Annotated in this window: 16 protein-coding genes and 1 riboswitch; of the genes, 8 read left to right on the top strand and 8 right to left on the bottom strand. The window is 63.7% G+C overall.

All coding sequences use genetic code 11. The annotated features are described in order from the left end of the window. Positions 1 to 65 precede the first annotated feature (65 nt). Positions 66 to 1,403 carry a phosphomethylpyrimidine synthase ThiC gene (gene thiC, locus ABGT66_RS00535; RefSeq protein ID WP_346688129.1) on the bottom strand — a complete coding sequence of 446 codons (1,338 nt, stop codon included), beginning with the start codon at positions 1,401 to 1,403 and terminating at the stop codon, positions 66 to 68. 63 nt (positions 1,404 to 1,466) lie between these two features. Continuing rightward, positions 1,467 to 1,574: riboswitch (TPP riboswitch) on the bottom strand. Positions 1,575 to 1,721: 147 nt separating this feature from the next. Here thiC and ABGT66_RS00530 point away from each other — a divergent pair. The 6 genes from ABGT66_RS00530 to rd all read left to right on the top strand — a co-directional run bounded on the left by ABGT66_RS00530 (position 1,722) and on the right by rd (position 7,432). Next, positions 1,722 to 3,659 (top strand): transketolase, encoded by a 1,938-nt coding sequence (locus tag ABGT66_RS00530; RefSeq protein ID WP_346688128.1) that lies wholly within the window; start codon positions 1,722 to 1,724, stop codon positions 3,657 to 3,659. Next, complete coding sequence (locus ABGT66_RS00525; RefSeq protein WP_346688127.1) at positions 3,652 to 4,566, top strand: tRNA (adenine-N1)-methyltransferase; 915 nt, start codon at positions 3,652 to 3,654, stop codon at positions 4,564 to 4,566. Before ABGT66_RS00530 ends, ABGT66_RS00525 begins: the two co-directional genes overlap by 8 nt. Next, complete coding sequence (locus ABGT66_RS00520; protein WP_346688126.1) at positions 4,559 to 5,122, top strand: epoxyqueuosine reductase QueH; 564 nt, start codon at positions 4,559 to 4,561, stop codon at positions 5,120 to 5,122. Before ABGT66_RS00525 ends, ABGT66_RS00520 begins: the two co-directional genes overlap by 8 nt. Positions 5,123 to 5,124: 2 nt before the next feature. Beyond that, on the top strand, positions 5,125 to 6,108 hold the full coding sequence (locus tag ABGT66_RS00515) for an AIR synthase family protein (protein WP_346688125.1): 984 nt from the start codon (positions 5,125 to 5,127) through the stop codon (positions 6,106 to 6,108). Then, positions 6,105 to 7,202, top strand: coding sequence for a Xaa-Pro peptidase family protein (locus ABGT66_RS00510; protein WP_346688124.1), 1,098 nt, complete (start codon positions 6,105 to 6,107; stop codon positions 7,200 to 7,202). The genes ABGT66_RS00515 and ABGT66_RS00510 overlap by 4 nt, the downstream gene beginning before the upstream one ends. 71 nt (positions 7,203 to 7,273) lie before the next feature. Next, entirely contained in the window at positions 7,274 to 7,432 is a 159-nt protein-coding gene (rd, locus tag ABGT66_RS00505) for a rubredoxin (protein ID WP_087364619.1), read from the top strand. A gap of 52 nt (positions 7,433 to 7,484) precedes the next feature. On the opposite strand, the gene ABGT66_RS00500 is transcribed toward rd, so the two are convergent. The 4 genes from ABGT66_RS00500 to ABGT66_RS00485 are packed head-to-tail and all read right to left on the bottom strand — an operon-like array spanning position 7,485 to position 9,648. After that, positions 7,485 to 7,817 carry a HepT-like ribonuclease domain-containing protein gene (locus ABGT66_RS00500; RefSeq protein ID WP_346688123.1) on the bottom strand — a complete coding sequence of 111 codons (333 nt, stop codon included), beginning with the start codon at positions 7,815 to 7,817 and terminating at the stop codon, positions 7,485 to 7,487. After that, the gene (locus ABGT66_RS00495; RefSeq protein WP_294193104.1) at positions 7,807 to 8,106 is read right to left on the bottom strand and encodes a nucleotidyltransferase domain-containing protein; all 300 of its coding nucleotides are present in this window, start codon (positions 8,104 to 8,106) and stop codon (positions 7,807 to 7,809) included. Before ABGT66_RS00495 ends, ABGT66_RS00500 begins: the two co-directional genes overlap by 11 nt. A 56-nt stretch (positions 8,107 to 8,162) precedes the next feature. After that, entirely contained in the window at positions 8,163 to 8,921 is a 759-nt protein-coding gene (locus tag ABGT66_RS00490) for an HD domain-containing protein (protein WP_346688122.1), read from the bottom strand. A 43-nt stretch (positions 8,922 to 8,964) separates the two neighbouring features. After that, the gene (locus ABGT66_RS00485) at positions 8,965 to 9,648 is read right to left on the bottom strand and encodes a Crp/Fnr family transcriptional regulator (protein WP_346688121.1); all 684 of its coding nucleotides are present in this window, start codon (positions 9,646 to 9,648) and stop codon (positions 8,965 to 8,967) included. Between the two features lie 127 nt (positions 9,649 to 9,775). On the opposite strand from ABGT66_RS00485, the gene ABGT66_RS00480 reads away from it, so the two are divergent. Then, entirely contained in the window at positions 9,776 to 10,483 is a 708-nt protein-coding gene (locus ABGT66_RS00480; RefSeq protein ID WP_346688120.1) for a 4Fe-4S binding protein, read from the top strand. A gap of 34 nt (positions 10,484 to 10,517) precedes the next feature. Beyond that, entirely contained in the window at positions 10,518 to 12,077 is a 1,560-nt protein-coding gene (hcp, locus tag ABGT66_RS00475) for a hydroxylamine reductase (RefSeq protein ID WP_346688119.1), read from the top strand. Positions 12,078 to 12,155: 78 nt separating this feature from the next. Here the strand turns inward: hcp and ABGT66_RS00470 are convergent, their stop codons facing one another. The 3 genes from ABGT66_RS00470 to pdxS all read right to left on the bottom strand — a co-directional run bounded on the left by ABGT66_RS00470 (position 12,156) and on the right by pdxS (position 14,069). Further along, complete coding sequence (locus ABGT66_RS00470; RefSeq protein WP_346688118.1) at positions 12,156 to 12,554, bottom strand: pyridoxamine 5'-phosphate oxidase family protein; 399 nt, start codon at positions 12,552 to 12,554, stop codon at positions 12,156 to 12,158. A 61-nt stretch (positions 12,555 to 12,615) separates the two neighbouring features. After that, positions 12,616 to 13,191, bottom strand: a complete 576-nt coding sequence (pdxT, locus tag ABGT66_RS00465) for a pyridoxal 5'-phosphate synthase glutaminase subunit PdxT (protein WP_346688117.1) — start codon at positions 13,189 to 13,191, stop codon at positions 12,616 to 12,618. Next, the gene (gene pdxS / locus ABGT66_RS00460) at positions 13,188 to 14,069 is read right to left on the bottom strand and encodes a pyridoxal 5'-phosphate synthase lyase subunit PdxS (protein WP_346688116.1); all 882 of its coding nucleotides are present in this window, start codon (positions 14,067 to 14,069) and stop codon (positions 13,188 to 13,190) included. The genes pdxT and pdxS overlap by 4 nt, the downstream gene beginning before the upstream one ends. Positions 14,070 to 14,174: the final 105 nt, after the last annotated feature.

The raw sequence follows: 14,174 nt of genomic DNA, 5'->3' as shown, positions 1-14,174 counted from the left end.
GGCGAGCTTGCGCCGCCGGCATAAACGCACAAAAAAGCTCCCGCGCGAGGCGGGAGCAATTTTTTTCATCTTCGCGCGTTTTGTGCACGCGCCGTTATTCGTCGACTCTGAGATAGCGCGTCGCCGTCGAGGATGCGGTTCGTGTTCTTCACCGCGCAGAAGTTGCCGCACATGCTGCAGGTGTCTTCCTTCTCGGGCTTCGACTCGGCGCGGTAGCGGCGCGCCTTCTCCTGGTCCATCGCGAGTTCGAACATTTTGTTCCAGTCGAGGCGCTTGCGCGCTTCGCTCATTTTATAGTCCCATTCGGCCGCGCCGGGGACGCCCTTCGCGATGTCCGCCGCGTGCGCCGCGATGCGCGCCGCGATTATTCCTTCCTTAACGTCGTCGACGTCGGGCAGCCGCAGATGCTCCGCGGGCGTCACATAGCAGAGGAAGGCCGCGCCGTGCGACGCCGCTATCGCGCCGCCTATCGCCGAGGTGATGTGGTCGTAGCCGGGCGCGACGTCGGTGACGATGGGGCCGAGCACGTAGAAGGGCGCGCCGTGGCAGAGCGTCTTTTCAATTTCCATGTTCGCCGCTATCTGGTTGAGCGGCATGTGGCCGGGGCCTTCTATCATAATCTGCACGTCGCGCGCCCACGCGCGCTTCGTCAGCTCGCCGAGCGTGATGAGCTCGCCTATCTGCGGCGCGTCGGTCGCGTCGGCGATGCAGCCGGGGCGGCAGGCGTCGCCGAGGCTCAGCGTCACGTCGTACTCGCGGCAGATTTCAAGAATTTCGTCGAAGCGCTCGAAGAAGGGATTTTCCTTCCCCGTCATCTCCATCCACGCGAACATTATCGAGCCGCCGCGCGAGACGATGTTCGTGAGGCGCTTGTTGCGCTTGAACTTCGCCGCGTTGTCGCGGTTGAGGCCGCAGTGTATCGTCATGAAGTCGACGCCGTCCTCCGCGTGCATACGCACGATGTCTATCCATTCGTCCGTCGTTATCTGCGCAAGCGGCTTGTGGTAGTAGACGACCGCGTCATATATCGGCACCGTGCCGATCATCGCGGGACAGTTCTCCGTGAGGTAGCGGCGGAATTTGCGCGTGTCGCCGAAGGAGCTGAGGTCCATTATCGCCTCCGCGCCCATGTCGACGGCGCTCTTGACCTTCGCGAACTCCATCTCCATGTCCGTCATGTCGCGCGAGGTGCCGAGGTTCACGTTTATCTTTGTCTTGAGCGCCGCGCCGACCGCGCTCGGCGATATGCTCTTGTGCAGCTTGTTGCACGGGATTATCGCGCGCCCCTCCGCCATCTGGCGCATGAGCTCCGCGGGCGCGATTCCCTCCTTCGCCGCGGCGGCCTCCATCTCTTTCGTGATTACGGAATTTCTCGCCGCCTCCATCTGCGTTGCGTAAGCCATAGCGTTCACTCTCTTTCGCAAAAAATAAGCGGGGAGCGCCTGCACGGACGCTCCCCGCCAAAAGACTGTCTCAGCCAAATCTTCCTACGGCGGCATTACCCGCGTCAGGTTCAAGGGTCGAAGCTTCGCGCTTCCTCTCAGCCCGTCGTCCGGGCTCCCCCGCTTGCCTGAGCCTATTAGAGCACCGGCGCGCGCCTTTGTCAACACGCGCGTGCGCGCGGCGCGAAGAAAAATTTTCCCACACCGCGCGCGTTTGGTAGTAGAATAAAAGTCAAGTGTCTTCACACAATTCCCGCGACGGGGAGAGGAGTTTATAAAATGAACATCGCTGAAGAGATACGCAATTTCCGGGCCGAGGGCATAAGCGCGGAGGGAGCCGCGAAGCTTGCGGAGGCGGCGCGGCGCGCGCGCATGTGGGCCGTCGTCGCGACGTCGGCGGCTAAGAGCGGCCATCCGGCCGGCGCGCTGTCTTCGATGGATATATATATGACGCTGCTCGGCGCCGCAAACGTTTCGCCAGAGCTTGCGGACTCGCCGGAGCGCGACCGCATCGTCGTGAGCCACGGACACACCTCCGCGGGCTTCTACGCGGCGCTCGCGGAGTACGGCTTCTTCGACGCGAAGGAGATGGCGGCGAACTTCCGCCGCACCGGCAGCCCGTACCAGGGCCACGTAGAGCGCGACGTCCCCGGCGTGGACTGGGGGACGGGCAACCTCGGGCAGGGGCTCTCGGCGGGCGTCGGCTTTGCGCTCGCGGCGCGCGCTCGCGGCTCAAAGGCGCGCACGTGGGTCGTCATGGGCGACGGCGAGCAGGTCAAGGGACAGGTCGCCGAGGCGCGCCGCATAGCCGTCAAGGAAAAGCTCGCGAGCCTCACGGCGATAGTCGACTGGAACGACATACAGATCAGCGGACGGCTCGAAGAGGTCATGCCGGTAGACATCCCCGCGCTCTGGGCCGCCGACGGCTGGAAGGTGATCGAGTGCTGCGGCCACGACTACGCGGAGCTCTACAAGGCGCTGAAGGAAGCCGCGGCCTCCGACACGCCGGCGGTCGTCCTCTGCCATACGACGATGGGCAAGGGCGTCTCCTTCATGGAGAACATCCCCGACTACCACGGAAAGCCCGCGTCGGGCGACAAGCTCGAAGAGGCGCTCAAAGAGCTCGGCGGCGACATGGCGCTCTTCGAGTCGGTGCTCGAAGCTCGCAAAGGTCTGCTGCCGAAGGGCCGCAGCGTAAAGCACGAGGCCGCGCAGCTCGACCCCGGCACGCCGCACACCTACACGAAGGAAGATAAGAAAGACAACCGCGGAGCCTTCGGCAAGGCGCTCGCGGAGGTCGGCGAGCTCAACCACGGCAAGGCCGGCGCGACGCCCATCATCGTCTTCGACTGCGACCTCGCGGGCTCCGTCAAGGTGGACGGCTTCGCGAAGGTCTGCCCCGACGAATTCATAGAGGCGGGCATACAGGAGCACACGACCGCCACGGCTGCGGGCGCGGCCTCGTCGGCCGGCGTCGTCGCCGTATGGGCGGACTTCGGCGTATTCGCAAGCGACGAGGTCTACAACCAGCAGAGGCTCAACGACGTCAACCGCGCCGGAATCAAGACGGTGCTCACGCACAGCGGCCTCGACGTCGGCGAGGACGGCATGACTCACCAGTGCATCGACTACGTCGGCCTCTTCCGCAACACCTTCGGCTGGCGCGTCGTCGTGCCAGCCGACCCGAACCAGACCGACAGGGCGACGCGCTGGATGCTGACGCAGCCCGGCAACGTCTGCCTCGCGATGGGCCGCAGCGTGCTGCCCGTCGTGCTCAAGGAGGACGGCGCGCCCTTCTTCGGCGGAGATTACGAATTTCGCGACGGCGCGATCGACGTGCTGCGCGACGGCAAGGACGTGACGATACTCACGATGGGCCACCTCGCTGGCCGCGCGGTCGAAGCCGCCGAGGCTCTCGCGAAGGAAGGCATAAGCGCGAAGGTGCTGCACTGCGCGACGCCGCTTACGATGGACGCCGAAAAATTATTCGAGCTCGTCGGCTCGACACCGCTGCTCACCGCCGAGGACCATCACGCGGACACCGGCATCGGCGCGATAGCAGCGCTCGCCTTCGCGCGCGCAGGCAAGGCCGTCAAGATTAAGAACCTCGGCGTGACGCGCTACGGCTTCTCCGGCCCGAACAAGGAAGTGCTCGCCGACATGGGCCTCTGCGCCGAGGGCATCGCGGCTGCGGCGAAGGAACTTCTCAATGATTAAAGAGGGCGACTTAGTTTTTATCTGGAATCCGAAAAAGGGCGACAGCTTCCTCATCAAGGTCCAGCCGGGACAGTCGCAGGGGACGCACTTCGGACAGATAAAGCATTCCGAAATTATGGAGCATAATTACGGCGAGGGCATCCGCACGCCGAAGGGGCAGGTCTACTATCTCCTGCGCCCGACGCTCGGCGAGTTCACGCGCCGCATAAAACGCCAGACGCAGATAGTATTCCCGAAGGAAGCGGGCTTCATCATCGAGCACCTGAACATCTTCCCGGGCTGCACCGTCGTCGAATGCGGCACGGGCTCGGGCAGCCTCTGCTGCACCTTCGCGCACTTCGTCGGCGACACGGGCAAGGTATGCACATACGACCGCCGCGAGGAATTCTCCGCGCTCGCCAAAAAGAACGCCGAGAAGTGGGGCGTCGCGCACCGCATAGAATTCAACGTGCGCTCGCTCGACGAGGGCTTCAAGGAGCGCGACGCCGACGCCGTCTTCCTCGACGTGCCCGCGCCGTGGGAGTATATCGACAAGGCGTACGAGGCGCTCGCGCCCGGCTGCCATCTCGGCATCCTCGTGCCGACGACGAACCAGATATCCGAGACGCTGCGCGCGCTGCAGGAATTCAACTTCGCCGACGTTCAGGTCGTCGAGATAATGCTGCGCTACTTCAAGACCGAGCCGAACCGCATACGCCCCGAGGACATGATGATAGGCCACACGGGCTACCTCATCTTCGGCGTGAAAACCCTGCCGCTCCCCGAGCTCGAAGAGCCGGAGGAAAACGCCGAGCCGCAGCCAGAAGCCGCGCCCGCGGGCGAAGAGTGCGCGGCGGAGCCGGAAAGCGCGGAAGCGCCTGAGAACGGCGAAACGGAACATAAAGAAGAGCCGGAGTCCGTTGACTAAGAAGCGGCTGCTGCTTCACATCTGCTGCGCGCCCGACGCGACGATTCCGTGGCCCGAGCTCATCTCGGAGGAATACGAGACGGCGGGGTACTTCTACGGCGGGAACATCCACCCGGCGGAGGAGTACGAGCGCAGGCTCGAAGCGGTGCGTATCCTCGCGTCCGAGACGCGCGGCGAGCTCGTCGTCCCCGCATACGAGACGGACGAATGGTTCGCCGCGACGCGCGGCCTTGAGGACGAGCCGGAACGCGGCGCGCGCTGCGCCGTCTGCTTCCGCGTGCAGCTCGAGGCCGCGGCGGAGTATGCAGCGGCGAACGGCTTCACGCATCTCTGCACGACGCTCACGATAAGCCCGCACAAGGACGCCGCGCTCATCAACGCGATAGGCGCGGAGGCCGCGGCGCGCCGCGGCGTCGAGTGGGTGGAGCGCGTCTGGCGCAAGCGCGACGGCTTCAAGCGCTCGGTCGCCGAGAGCAGACGGCTCGGACTATACAGACAGAATTACTGCGGCTGCATATTCTCAATGAGAAATGCGCCCGTCACAGAGGTGAAATAAAAATGGCGGAAGAACATAAGCTCCCCGCCGGCAAGCTGCCGCCGGAGGCGCTCAAGCGTAGCGTGCTCTCGTACGTAGGCGCGCGCCGCCCGGAAGTCCTCATCGGCCCCGGTGTCGGCGAGGACGCTTCGGTCATACGCTGGCCCGACGGAAAATATCTCGTCTTCTCGTCAGACCCGATAGTCGGCGCGGACAGCGGCGCGGGAAAACTCCTCGTCAGAATAAATTCAAACGACATCGCGTCGAAAGGCGGCGATCCCGCGTACCTCGCGGTCACGCTCATACTGCCGCCGAGGTTCGGAGAAGAGGGCGCCCGCCGCATAATGAGCGAAATAGACGAAGAATGCAAAGCCCAGGGCATCGCAGTCGCCGGCGGACATACGGAGTTCAACGACCGCTACGACCGTCCCGTCATCATGGGCGCGCTCATCGGCACGGCCGACAAAGTCATGCGCGCGACGGACATCTCGGAGGGCGACCTGCTTATCGTTACGAAGCACATCGGCATCGAGGGGATGTCGATACTGGCTCTCGACAGGCCTGAGCTTCTTGAGCCGTTTATGAGCGAGGAAGAAATCGCGGAAATCGTATCGTGGGCCGACATGACCTCAGTGCTCGCCGAGTCGCGCGCCGTGCGCCGCTACGCGAAATTCATGCACGACCCGACCGAGGGCGGATTCCTCGGCGGACTTGACGAAATCTCCCAGCTCTGCGGGCGGCGCGCGGAACTCCGGCGCGACTCCCTGCCCGTGCATCCGCTCACGAAACGCGCGGCGGAGCATCTCGGCTTCGACCCGCTCAAGCTCATAGCCTCGGGCAGCCTGCTCGCCGTCGTTCCCGCGGACAAGGCCGAGGAGGCGCAGGCTTCGCTCCGAGCCGCAGGCTTCGACTCAGTCGTCGCGGGGCGCATGGGCGGCCCGCTCACGGAAAAACTTCCCGAGCCTGCGGAAGAGCTCTGGCGTCTGCTGAAGATGGGCAAAGAATGAGCGCGGAATATATTTTGAGCCGCGCGGCGCGGCTGCGCGAGGAGATGCGCAAATGCGGCGCGCAGGCATACGTCGCGCTCAACGACGAGGACTCCAACTGGGAGAGCCTATTCTACCTCAGCGGCTTCCGCGGCACGGCGGGAGCGATAATCATATACGACAACGCGGAGCCGGAGCTCATCCTCGACGGGCGCTACGCCGAGGCGGGGCGCGCCCAGTCTCCCTACAAAGTCACGGAGCAGGAAGAAAGCCTCGCCGAAGACGTTCGCGCAAGCCTGCGCGCTCACGGCGCGGAGGAAATTCTGTGCGAGGCGCGCAAGACCTCGCACGAAAACTGGCTTCGCCTCGCGGACGGCCTCGGACGCTGGCGCGACGGCGGCGCTGTGATGGAGAAGCTGCGCCGCAAAAAAGACGCGGAAGAAATCTCCTGCATAAAGAAGGCCGCGGAGATAGGCGCGCGCGCCTTCCTCGAAACGCTCGACGCGGTCCGCCCCGGCATGACGGAGAAGGAATTTGAGTCGCTGCTCAACTACCGCATAAGCGCGGCGGGCGGCGGCGCGGGCTTCGATATGATCGTCGCCTCGGGCGCGCGCGGCGCGATGCCCCACGGGCGCGCGACCGCCAAGCCGATGGAGCGCGGCGAGTGCGTCACGGTCGACTTCGGCGCGCGCTGGAACGGATATATGTGCGACATCACGCGCAACTTTTCGATAGGCGCGCCGGGCGACGAAGCGCTCGCGCTTCACGCGCTCGTCAAACGCGCGCACGAAGCCGGGGCCGCGGGGCTGAAAGCCGGAGCCTCGGGCTGCGCGATGCACGAAGCCGCGGCGGCCGTCTTCGCCGCCGAGGGTGTAGAAGAGTTCTTCACGCACAGCCTCGGCCACAGCTTCGGCCTCGAAGTCCACGAATGCCCCGTGCTTTCGCTGCGCCGCGACGACATTCTCGCCGCGGGCGACGTCGTGACGGTAGAGCCCGGCCTTTACTTCGAGGGCTCGCGCGGCATGAGGCTCGAGGACGACTACCTTGTCACTGCGGACGGAGCCGAGCGGCTCACCGCCGGCCTCGCGCAGGAGCTCTTTGTCGTTTCAAAATAATTTCAGCGTGCTATAATGGACGCAAGGGATTTGGCATTACCTAAGAAGCCAAGAAAAGGAGAGAAAGTCGCATGAAGAAGTATGTCTGCACAGTCTGCGGTTACGTCTACGACCCCGAAATAGGCGATCCCGATTCCGGCATCGCCGCCGGCACTGCCTTTGAAGACATCCCCGACGGATGGGTCTGCCCCGTCTGCGGAGTCGGCAAGGAAATGTTCGAAGCGCAGTAAGCGAGAGAAAACAAAAAAACGTCCCGCCCGCAAGGGCGGGATTTTTTGTGCGTTAGAGTTCTTCTAAAATTTTTTGAAGCTCGCGGCGCAGCGGTTCAAGGTCTTCTGTAATTATCGTCCATATCAAGTTCATGTTGACGCCGTCGTAGTCATGGACGATGCGGTTGCGCAGTCCGTAGAGGCTGCGCCACGGTATTTCCGCGTGGGTGAGCGTAAAATCATCGTCAAGCTGATTCGCGAGCTCGCCTATCTGGCTGAGGTTGAAGACGCACGCCTCGGTCAGCATAGAATCGGCTGCAAATTTTTCATAGCTCATACCGTGACAGTATGCAAGTATCTTATCGGCGCGACGGATTATTTTCTCCGTGATTGTCTTATTTCGCATAGATGACGATGCCCGTGTCCCTTATCTCGCGCTCTACCGCAGAACGCGGCGTCACGTCCGCGGCGTCTAGGACGTCGGTCCTCACTCCGGCGGCGCGCTCTATGTCGTAGAGGAAGCCGGTGAATTTCAGCCCGCGCAGGCCGCTGTCGACGAAGAGGTCGACGTCGCTCTTCGCTGTGGCCGTCCCCTTCGCGTAAGAGCCGAAGAGCACGGCGCGGCGCACGCCGTACTTCTCAAAGACCGGCGTCAGACGTCCGCGTATCTGCTCTATCGACAATTTTTCAGCCATCGCCGCGCTCATCTCCTTTTTACAAAATTATATAACCTGCCGCTGCTCCGCGCCGTTCAGATTTTTTCTATCTTCTCCATGAGCGCGCCGACCACGTCGCCGATGCCGTATTCCTTCAAATCTTCGGCGATTCTGTCGAAGATGCCCTCGGCGCGCAGGGTCGCGGCGGAGACGGGGAAGTTTAGGTCGAGCCCCCACGTGAGCTGGATGAGGCGGTAGTCCTGGAGCGAGCGCGCGTTGAGGTACGAGCCGCGGCCCGTCGCGCGCACCTCTTCGACGAGCGCCGGCGTGAGGCCCGTGACTCTCTTGTGGCGCGGCAGCATGTCGTATATCGTGCCGTTGTCGATGCGGCTCTGCACCATGCGGAATACGTCTATCTTGTCGGCGTCGCGCGCGAGCGCGCACCAGCGGTACTGCGCGAGCGGCGTCGAGGGCGGTATCTCTATCTTGTTGTGGTGTTTCACCGCGGCGAGCAGCTTCTCCTTGTCGCCGTCCTCTATGCCCTCCCATTCGAACCCGCGCGCCAGGATTTCCGCGCCTCTGTCGCCGTGGTCGAAGCTCGCGGCGTCGGCGAAGGTCTTGTAGTCGCGGTACTGTTCGAAGCGCGCCGTGTCGTGCAGCAGCCCTATTGCGTGGGCGAGCCACGCGTCGTGCTCTTCGTTCCATTCAAGCGACTCCGCTATCGCGCAGGCGATGGCGCAGACGCGCCGGCTGTGCTTCCGCTTCAGCTCCTGCATATTTTCAAGCGCGCCGCCGACGCGGAAGGAGTCGACGTAGCGCGCGAACCATTGTTCCGTCTTTTCGGTCGAATACATAGCCTTACCTCCGTCCGCTGAAATTATACAACGGTGCGGACGTTTACTCGCCGCCGCCCGTTCCCGGCGCGAGCGTAAATTTGTTCTTGCGGTAGTCGAGCAGCCCTTCGCCGCGCAGCTTCGAGAGTTCGCCCGAGAGCGCGCTGCGATCCACCGAGAGGTAGTCCGCTAGCTGCTGGCGGTTGAACGGTATCTCGAATTCGCGCGCGCCGCGGCGCAGCGACTCGGCCGATAAATATGCGAGAAGCTTCTGCCGCGTGGAGCGCTGCGTCATGTAGGTGAGCTTTTCGCTGAATTGTAGGTTTTTCTCCGCGAGCACGGCGAGCAGGTTGCGCATGAGCCGCGCGTGGAAGGCGCAGGCCGAGCCGCAGACTGTGAGCACGCGGCTCACGTCCATGAACATCACCTCGCTGCGCTCCGCCGCCGCGGCGCTGACGCCGAGCGGCGCGCCGGGGACGCAGGCGTAGCTTTCAGCGAATATTTCTCCGGGCTGCGCCTCCGCGATGATGTTGCGGTTGCCGAGAAAATCTTCCTTGATTATGTGGACTGCGCCGGCGAGCACGAGACCGATGGAGCTCGAGCGTTCTCCGGCGCGCAGGATGAATTCGTTCTTCGCGTACTCGCGCGAGGAGACGGAGAGGCAGGCTAGCATCGCCTCTATTTCGCCGTCGTCTATGTCGCGGAAGAGCCGCGAGCTTTTTATCACGTCGAGATATTTTCTCATCATTATCCGCCGTCCGTTGTATTTGCGACATACTTTCCCAGTCCATTGTATTATGCTTAACCCGTTGAATCAAGGAAGAGCGATGAAAACGACGAAAGCGGCGCGGAGCGCCGCGGAGGAGGAATAAGCTTTGAAAAGAAGGATAATTCAGATAGACGAAGAAAAATGCAACGGCTGCGGCGCGTGCGCGAACGCCTGCCACGAGGGAGCCATCGCAATGGTGGACGGCAAGGCGCGGCTTATGCGCGACGACTACTGCGACGGCTTGGGCGACTGTCTGCCGGCCTGCCCGACGGGAGCGATAAGCTTCGTCGAGCGCGAGGCCGCGCCATACAACAAGGCCGCGGCGGAGGCGAACGTCGCGGCGAAGCGCGCCGCGGAGGGGAAGCTGCCGTGCGGATGCCCCGGCACATACTCGCGCGAGCTGAAGCGCGAAGCCGCGGAGGTTTCCGCGCCGCGCGGGAGCGCCGCTGCGTCGCGCCTGTCGCAGTGGCCCGTGCAGATAAAGCTCGCGCCGGTGCGCGCGCCGTACTTCGACGGGGCGAAGCTGCTCGTCGCGGCGGACTGCACGGCTTTCGCGCGCGCCGATTTCCACGAGCGCTTCATCAAGGGGCGCGTGACGCTCGTCGGCTGCCCGAAGCTCGACGGCGTGGACTACGCGGAGAAGCTGACGGAGATAATCAGGAACAACGACATAAAGGACGTGACCGTCGTGCGCATGGAGGTCCCGTGCTGCGGCGGCATAGAGGACGCGGTGAAGCGCGCGTTGATGGCGAGCGGCAAGTTCCTGCCGTGGCAGGTGGTCACCGTGGCGGTCGACGGGGAAATTCTGGACTAGGCGCGAGAGCGCGGAACAACGGAGGGGTTATATCATGGAAAGAAAAATGTTTTGTTTTCAGTGCGAGCAGACGGCGGGATGCCGCGGCTGCATGGGCAATATGGGAGTATGCGGGAAGCCCGCGGATACCGCGGAGCTTCAGGACGGTCTGACGGGCGAGCTGATTTCGTTCGCCTGCGCGGCGGGCGGCAAAGCGCCGGAGTGCGGCGCGCGGCTGATGCTCGAAGGGCTCTTCACGACGGTGACGAACGTGAACTTCAACAGCGCGACCGTCGCGGAGCTCGCGGCGCGTGTGCGTGAGGCGCGTAAAAAGCTCGGAGACGAAGCGCCGGCCTACGACGTCAGGAAAATCTGGGAGGCGGACGAGGACATACGCTCGCTCAAGTCGCTGATACTCTTCGGCCTGCGCGGCATGGCGGCCTACGCGTATCACGCCGCGGTGCTCGGCTACCGCGACGCGGAGGTGGACGGCTTCTTCTTCGAAGCTCTCGCGGCGCTTGCGAAGTCCGACACGATGGACGAACTTCTGCCGCTCGTCCTCAAGACCGGCGAAGTCAACCTGCGCTGCATGGAGCTGCTCGACCGCGCGAACACCGAGAGCTTCGGCACGCCGCAGCCCACGCGCGTCAGCTTCACAGTAGAGCCGGGGCCCTTCATCGTCGTGACGGGCCACGACCTGCGCGACCTCAGGCTGCTGCTCGAACAGACTGCGGGCCGCGGCGTCAACGTCTACACGCACGGCGAGATGCTCCCCGCGCACGCCTACCCGGAGCTGAAAAAATATCCGCACCTCAAGGGCAACTTCGGCACTGCGTGGCAGAACCAGCAGAAGGAGTTCGACGCAATCCCAGCGCCGGTACTCTTCACTACGAACTGCCTGATGCCGCCCAAGCCTTCGTACGCGGACCGCGTCTTCACGACGGAGGTAGTGTCGTTCCCCGGCGCGGCGCACGTCGGCGAGGACAAGGATTTCACGCCGGTCATCGAAAAGGCGCTCGAACTCGGCGGCTGGCCGGAGAGACGCAGGTTTACAGGAATCAACGGCGGCATGGCGGCGACGACAGGTTTCGGCCACGGCGCTGTGCTCGCGGAGGCCGGACGCATAGTCGAGGCGGTCAAGAGCGGCGCGATACGCCATTTCTTCCTCGTCGGCGGCTGCGACGGCGCGAAGACGGGACGCAACTACTACACCGACTTCGTGAGGCTGACGCCCGCGGACACGATTGTGCTGACGCTCGCCTGCGGCAAGTACCGCTTCAACGACATCGACCTCGGCGAGGCGGGCGGCTTCCCGCGCATAATGGACATGGGGCAGTGCAACGACGCCTACAGCGCGATAAAGGTCGCGACGGCGCTCGCGGAGGCCTTCGGCTGCACGGTCAACGAGCTGCCGCTGTCGCTGGTGCTTTCGTGGTACGAGCAGAAGGCCGTCTGCATCCTGCTCACGCTGCTGCACCTCGGCATAAAGAACATACTGCTCGGCCCGACGCTCCCGGCCTTCGTATCGCCGAACGTGCTGAACTTCCTCGTCGAGCATTACAACATCGCGCCCGTCTCGACGCCCGAAGAAGATTTGAAAAAAATCCTGGGCTAGGCGCGCGGCGCAAAATTATAAAAAGAGGGCGGGAGCTTCGCGCTTCCGCCCTCTTTTCGTGCCGTCTGGAAAATTTCGCTAGAACTTCACGACGCGCGGCTCGCCCTCGAACGAATAGAAGGTCGCCGTCGCGTTCTTGAGCCAGAGCACCTCGCCGACACCGTCGTCCTCGGAGTAGAGGCGGCGCAGCGTCGGGTTCTCTTCGAGCATATGGCGGCGCGCTTCGACGCGCGGGTCGAGCACCACTTCTGCGGCGACGCGCAGCCACGAGGTCCCGTCCTTGCCCATCGTGCAGAGCTCTATCTTCGGGTTCGCCGTCATCTGCTTGAAGACGGGCTTCACGTTGCCGGTCTGGAGGTAGAGCCTGCCCTCGAAGAGCGCGACGACGCCGAAGGGCCTCACGCGCGGCTGGTCTCCGTCCATCGTCGCGACGTAGAAAATCGGGTTCTCTTTCAGAAATTTGTAGACTTCGTCCATGCGGGATATTCCTCCTTTGATTTGATGCCGTGCGCTTAAATTATAGCGCGGCGCGGAGGTTTCAGGCGCGCGCCATAGCGAGGAAATATTCGAGCACGCGCAGGTCCGGCGTCATCTCGGGGTGGAAGGCCGCGGCGAGCATGCGTCCCTCGCGTGCTGCGACGGCGCGCCCGTCGATTTCGGCGAGAACCTCGACGTCCGGCCCCGCCGCCGTGATGTAGGGCGCGCGGATGAAGACCATCTCGATGTCCTCGTACTGCGCGAAGCGCCCGCGCGTCACGAAGCTCGCGAGCTGCCGCCCGTAGCCGTTGCGCCGCACCGTTATATCCATCGCGGCGAAATGGCGGCGCGCGTCGTTCTCGATATTTTTCGCGAGCAGTATCATCCCCGCGCATGTTCCAAATACCGGCAGGCCGCCGCCTATCATCGCGGCGACCGGCTCGAATAATCCGAGCTCGCGCATGAGCCGCCCCTGCGCCGTGCTCTCGCCGCCGGGCAGTATCAGCGCGTCGATGTCGTCGAGCTCGCGCGGCCCGCGGATTTCGCGCGGATTCGCGCCCGCGCGCAGAAGCGCATCGCGGTGCTCCGCGAAGGCCCCCTGCACGGCGAGCACGCCGACTGTGAGCGCGCCGCTCATTTTCCGCGCTCCGCCATAAGCAGGGCTATTTCGTCCGCGTTCGTCCCGACCATCGCTTCGCCGAGGTCCTCGGAGACCTCAGCGAGGATTTCCGGATTTTGGTAATTCGTCACGGCCTTGACGATTGCGGCGGCGCGCTTCGCGGGGTCGCCCGATTTGAAGATGCCGCTGCCGACGAAGACGCCCTCCGCTCCGAGCGTCATCATCAGCGCCGCGTCCGCGGGAGTCGCGACGCCGCCCGCCGCGAAGTTCACGACGGGAAGGCCGCCGAGCTCGCGCAGTTCGAAGAGCCGCGCCGCGGGGACCTGCATCTCCTTCGCCGCCTCGAAAACCTCGTCGTCGCGCAGCGAGAGCACGCGCGCAATCTCCGCGCGCACGGCGCGCATGTGGCGCACTGCCTGCACCACGTCGCCCGTCCCCGGCTCGCCCTTCGTGCGTATCATCGCGGCGCCCTCCTCGACGCGGCGCAGCGCCTCGGACAAATTGCGCGCGCCGCAGACGAACGGGACGCGGAACTGCCGTTTGTCTATGTGGTAAACGTCGTCGGCGGGGGAGAGCACTTCGCTCTCGTCTATGTAGTCTATGTCGAGCGCCTCGAGTATGCGCGCCTCCGTGATGTGGCCGATGCGGCACTTCGCCATGACGGGGATGCTAACGGCGCGCTGGATTTCCTTAATCATCCGCGGGTCGCTCATGCGCGCGACGCCGCCCGCGGCGCGTATGTCGGCCGGCACGCGCTCGAGCGCCATGACCGCGCAGGCTCCCGCCTTCTCGGCTATGCGCGCCTGCTCCGGCGTAGTCACGTCCATAATCACGCCGCCGCGCAGCATACGCGCGAGGTCCCTGTTGAGCTTCACTCTGTTTTCCTGTTCCGTCATCGTTCATGTTCCTTTCGTGGAGGTTCCACGGCCGTGCGCCATTGTTATAGAATATAGTTGTCATTGCTTCAATGGCCAGATATTGAGAATTTTAGAATGACAGAT

It is taken from the genome of uncultured Cloacibacillus sp. (assembly GCF_963926575.1).
In the GTDB taxonomy this organism is placed as follows: Bacteria; Synergistota; Synergistia; order Synergistales; family Synergistaceae; genus Caccocola; species Caccocola faecigallinarum.
The sequence above is the reverse complement of the archived record's forward strand: the minus strand, read 5'-3'. Positions and strand labels throughout refer to the sequence as shown.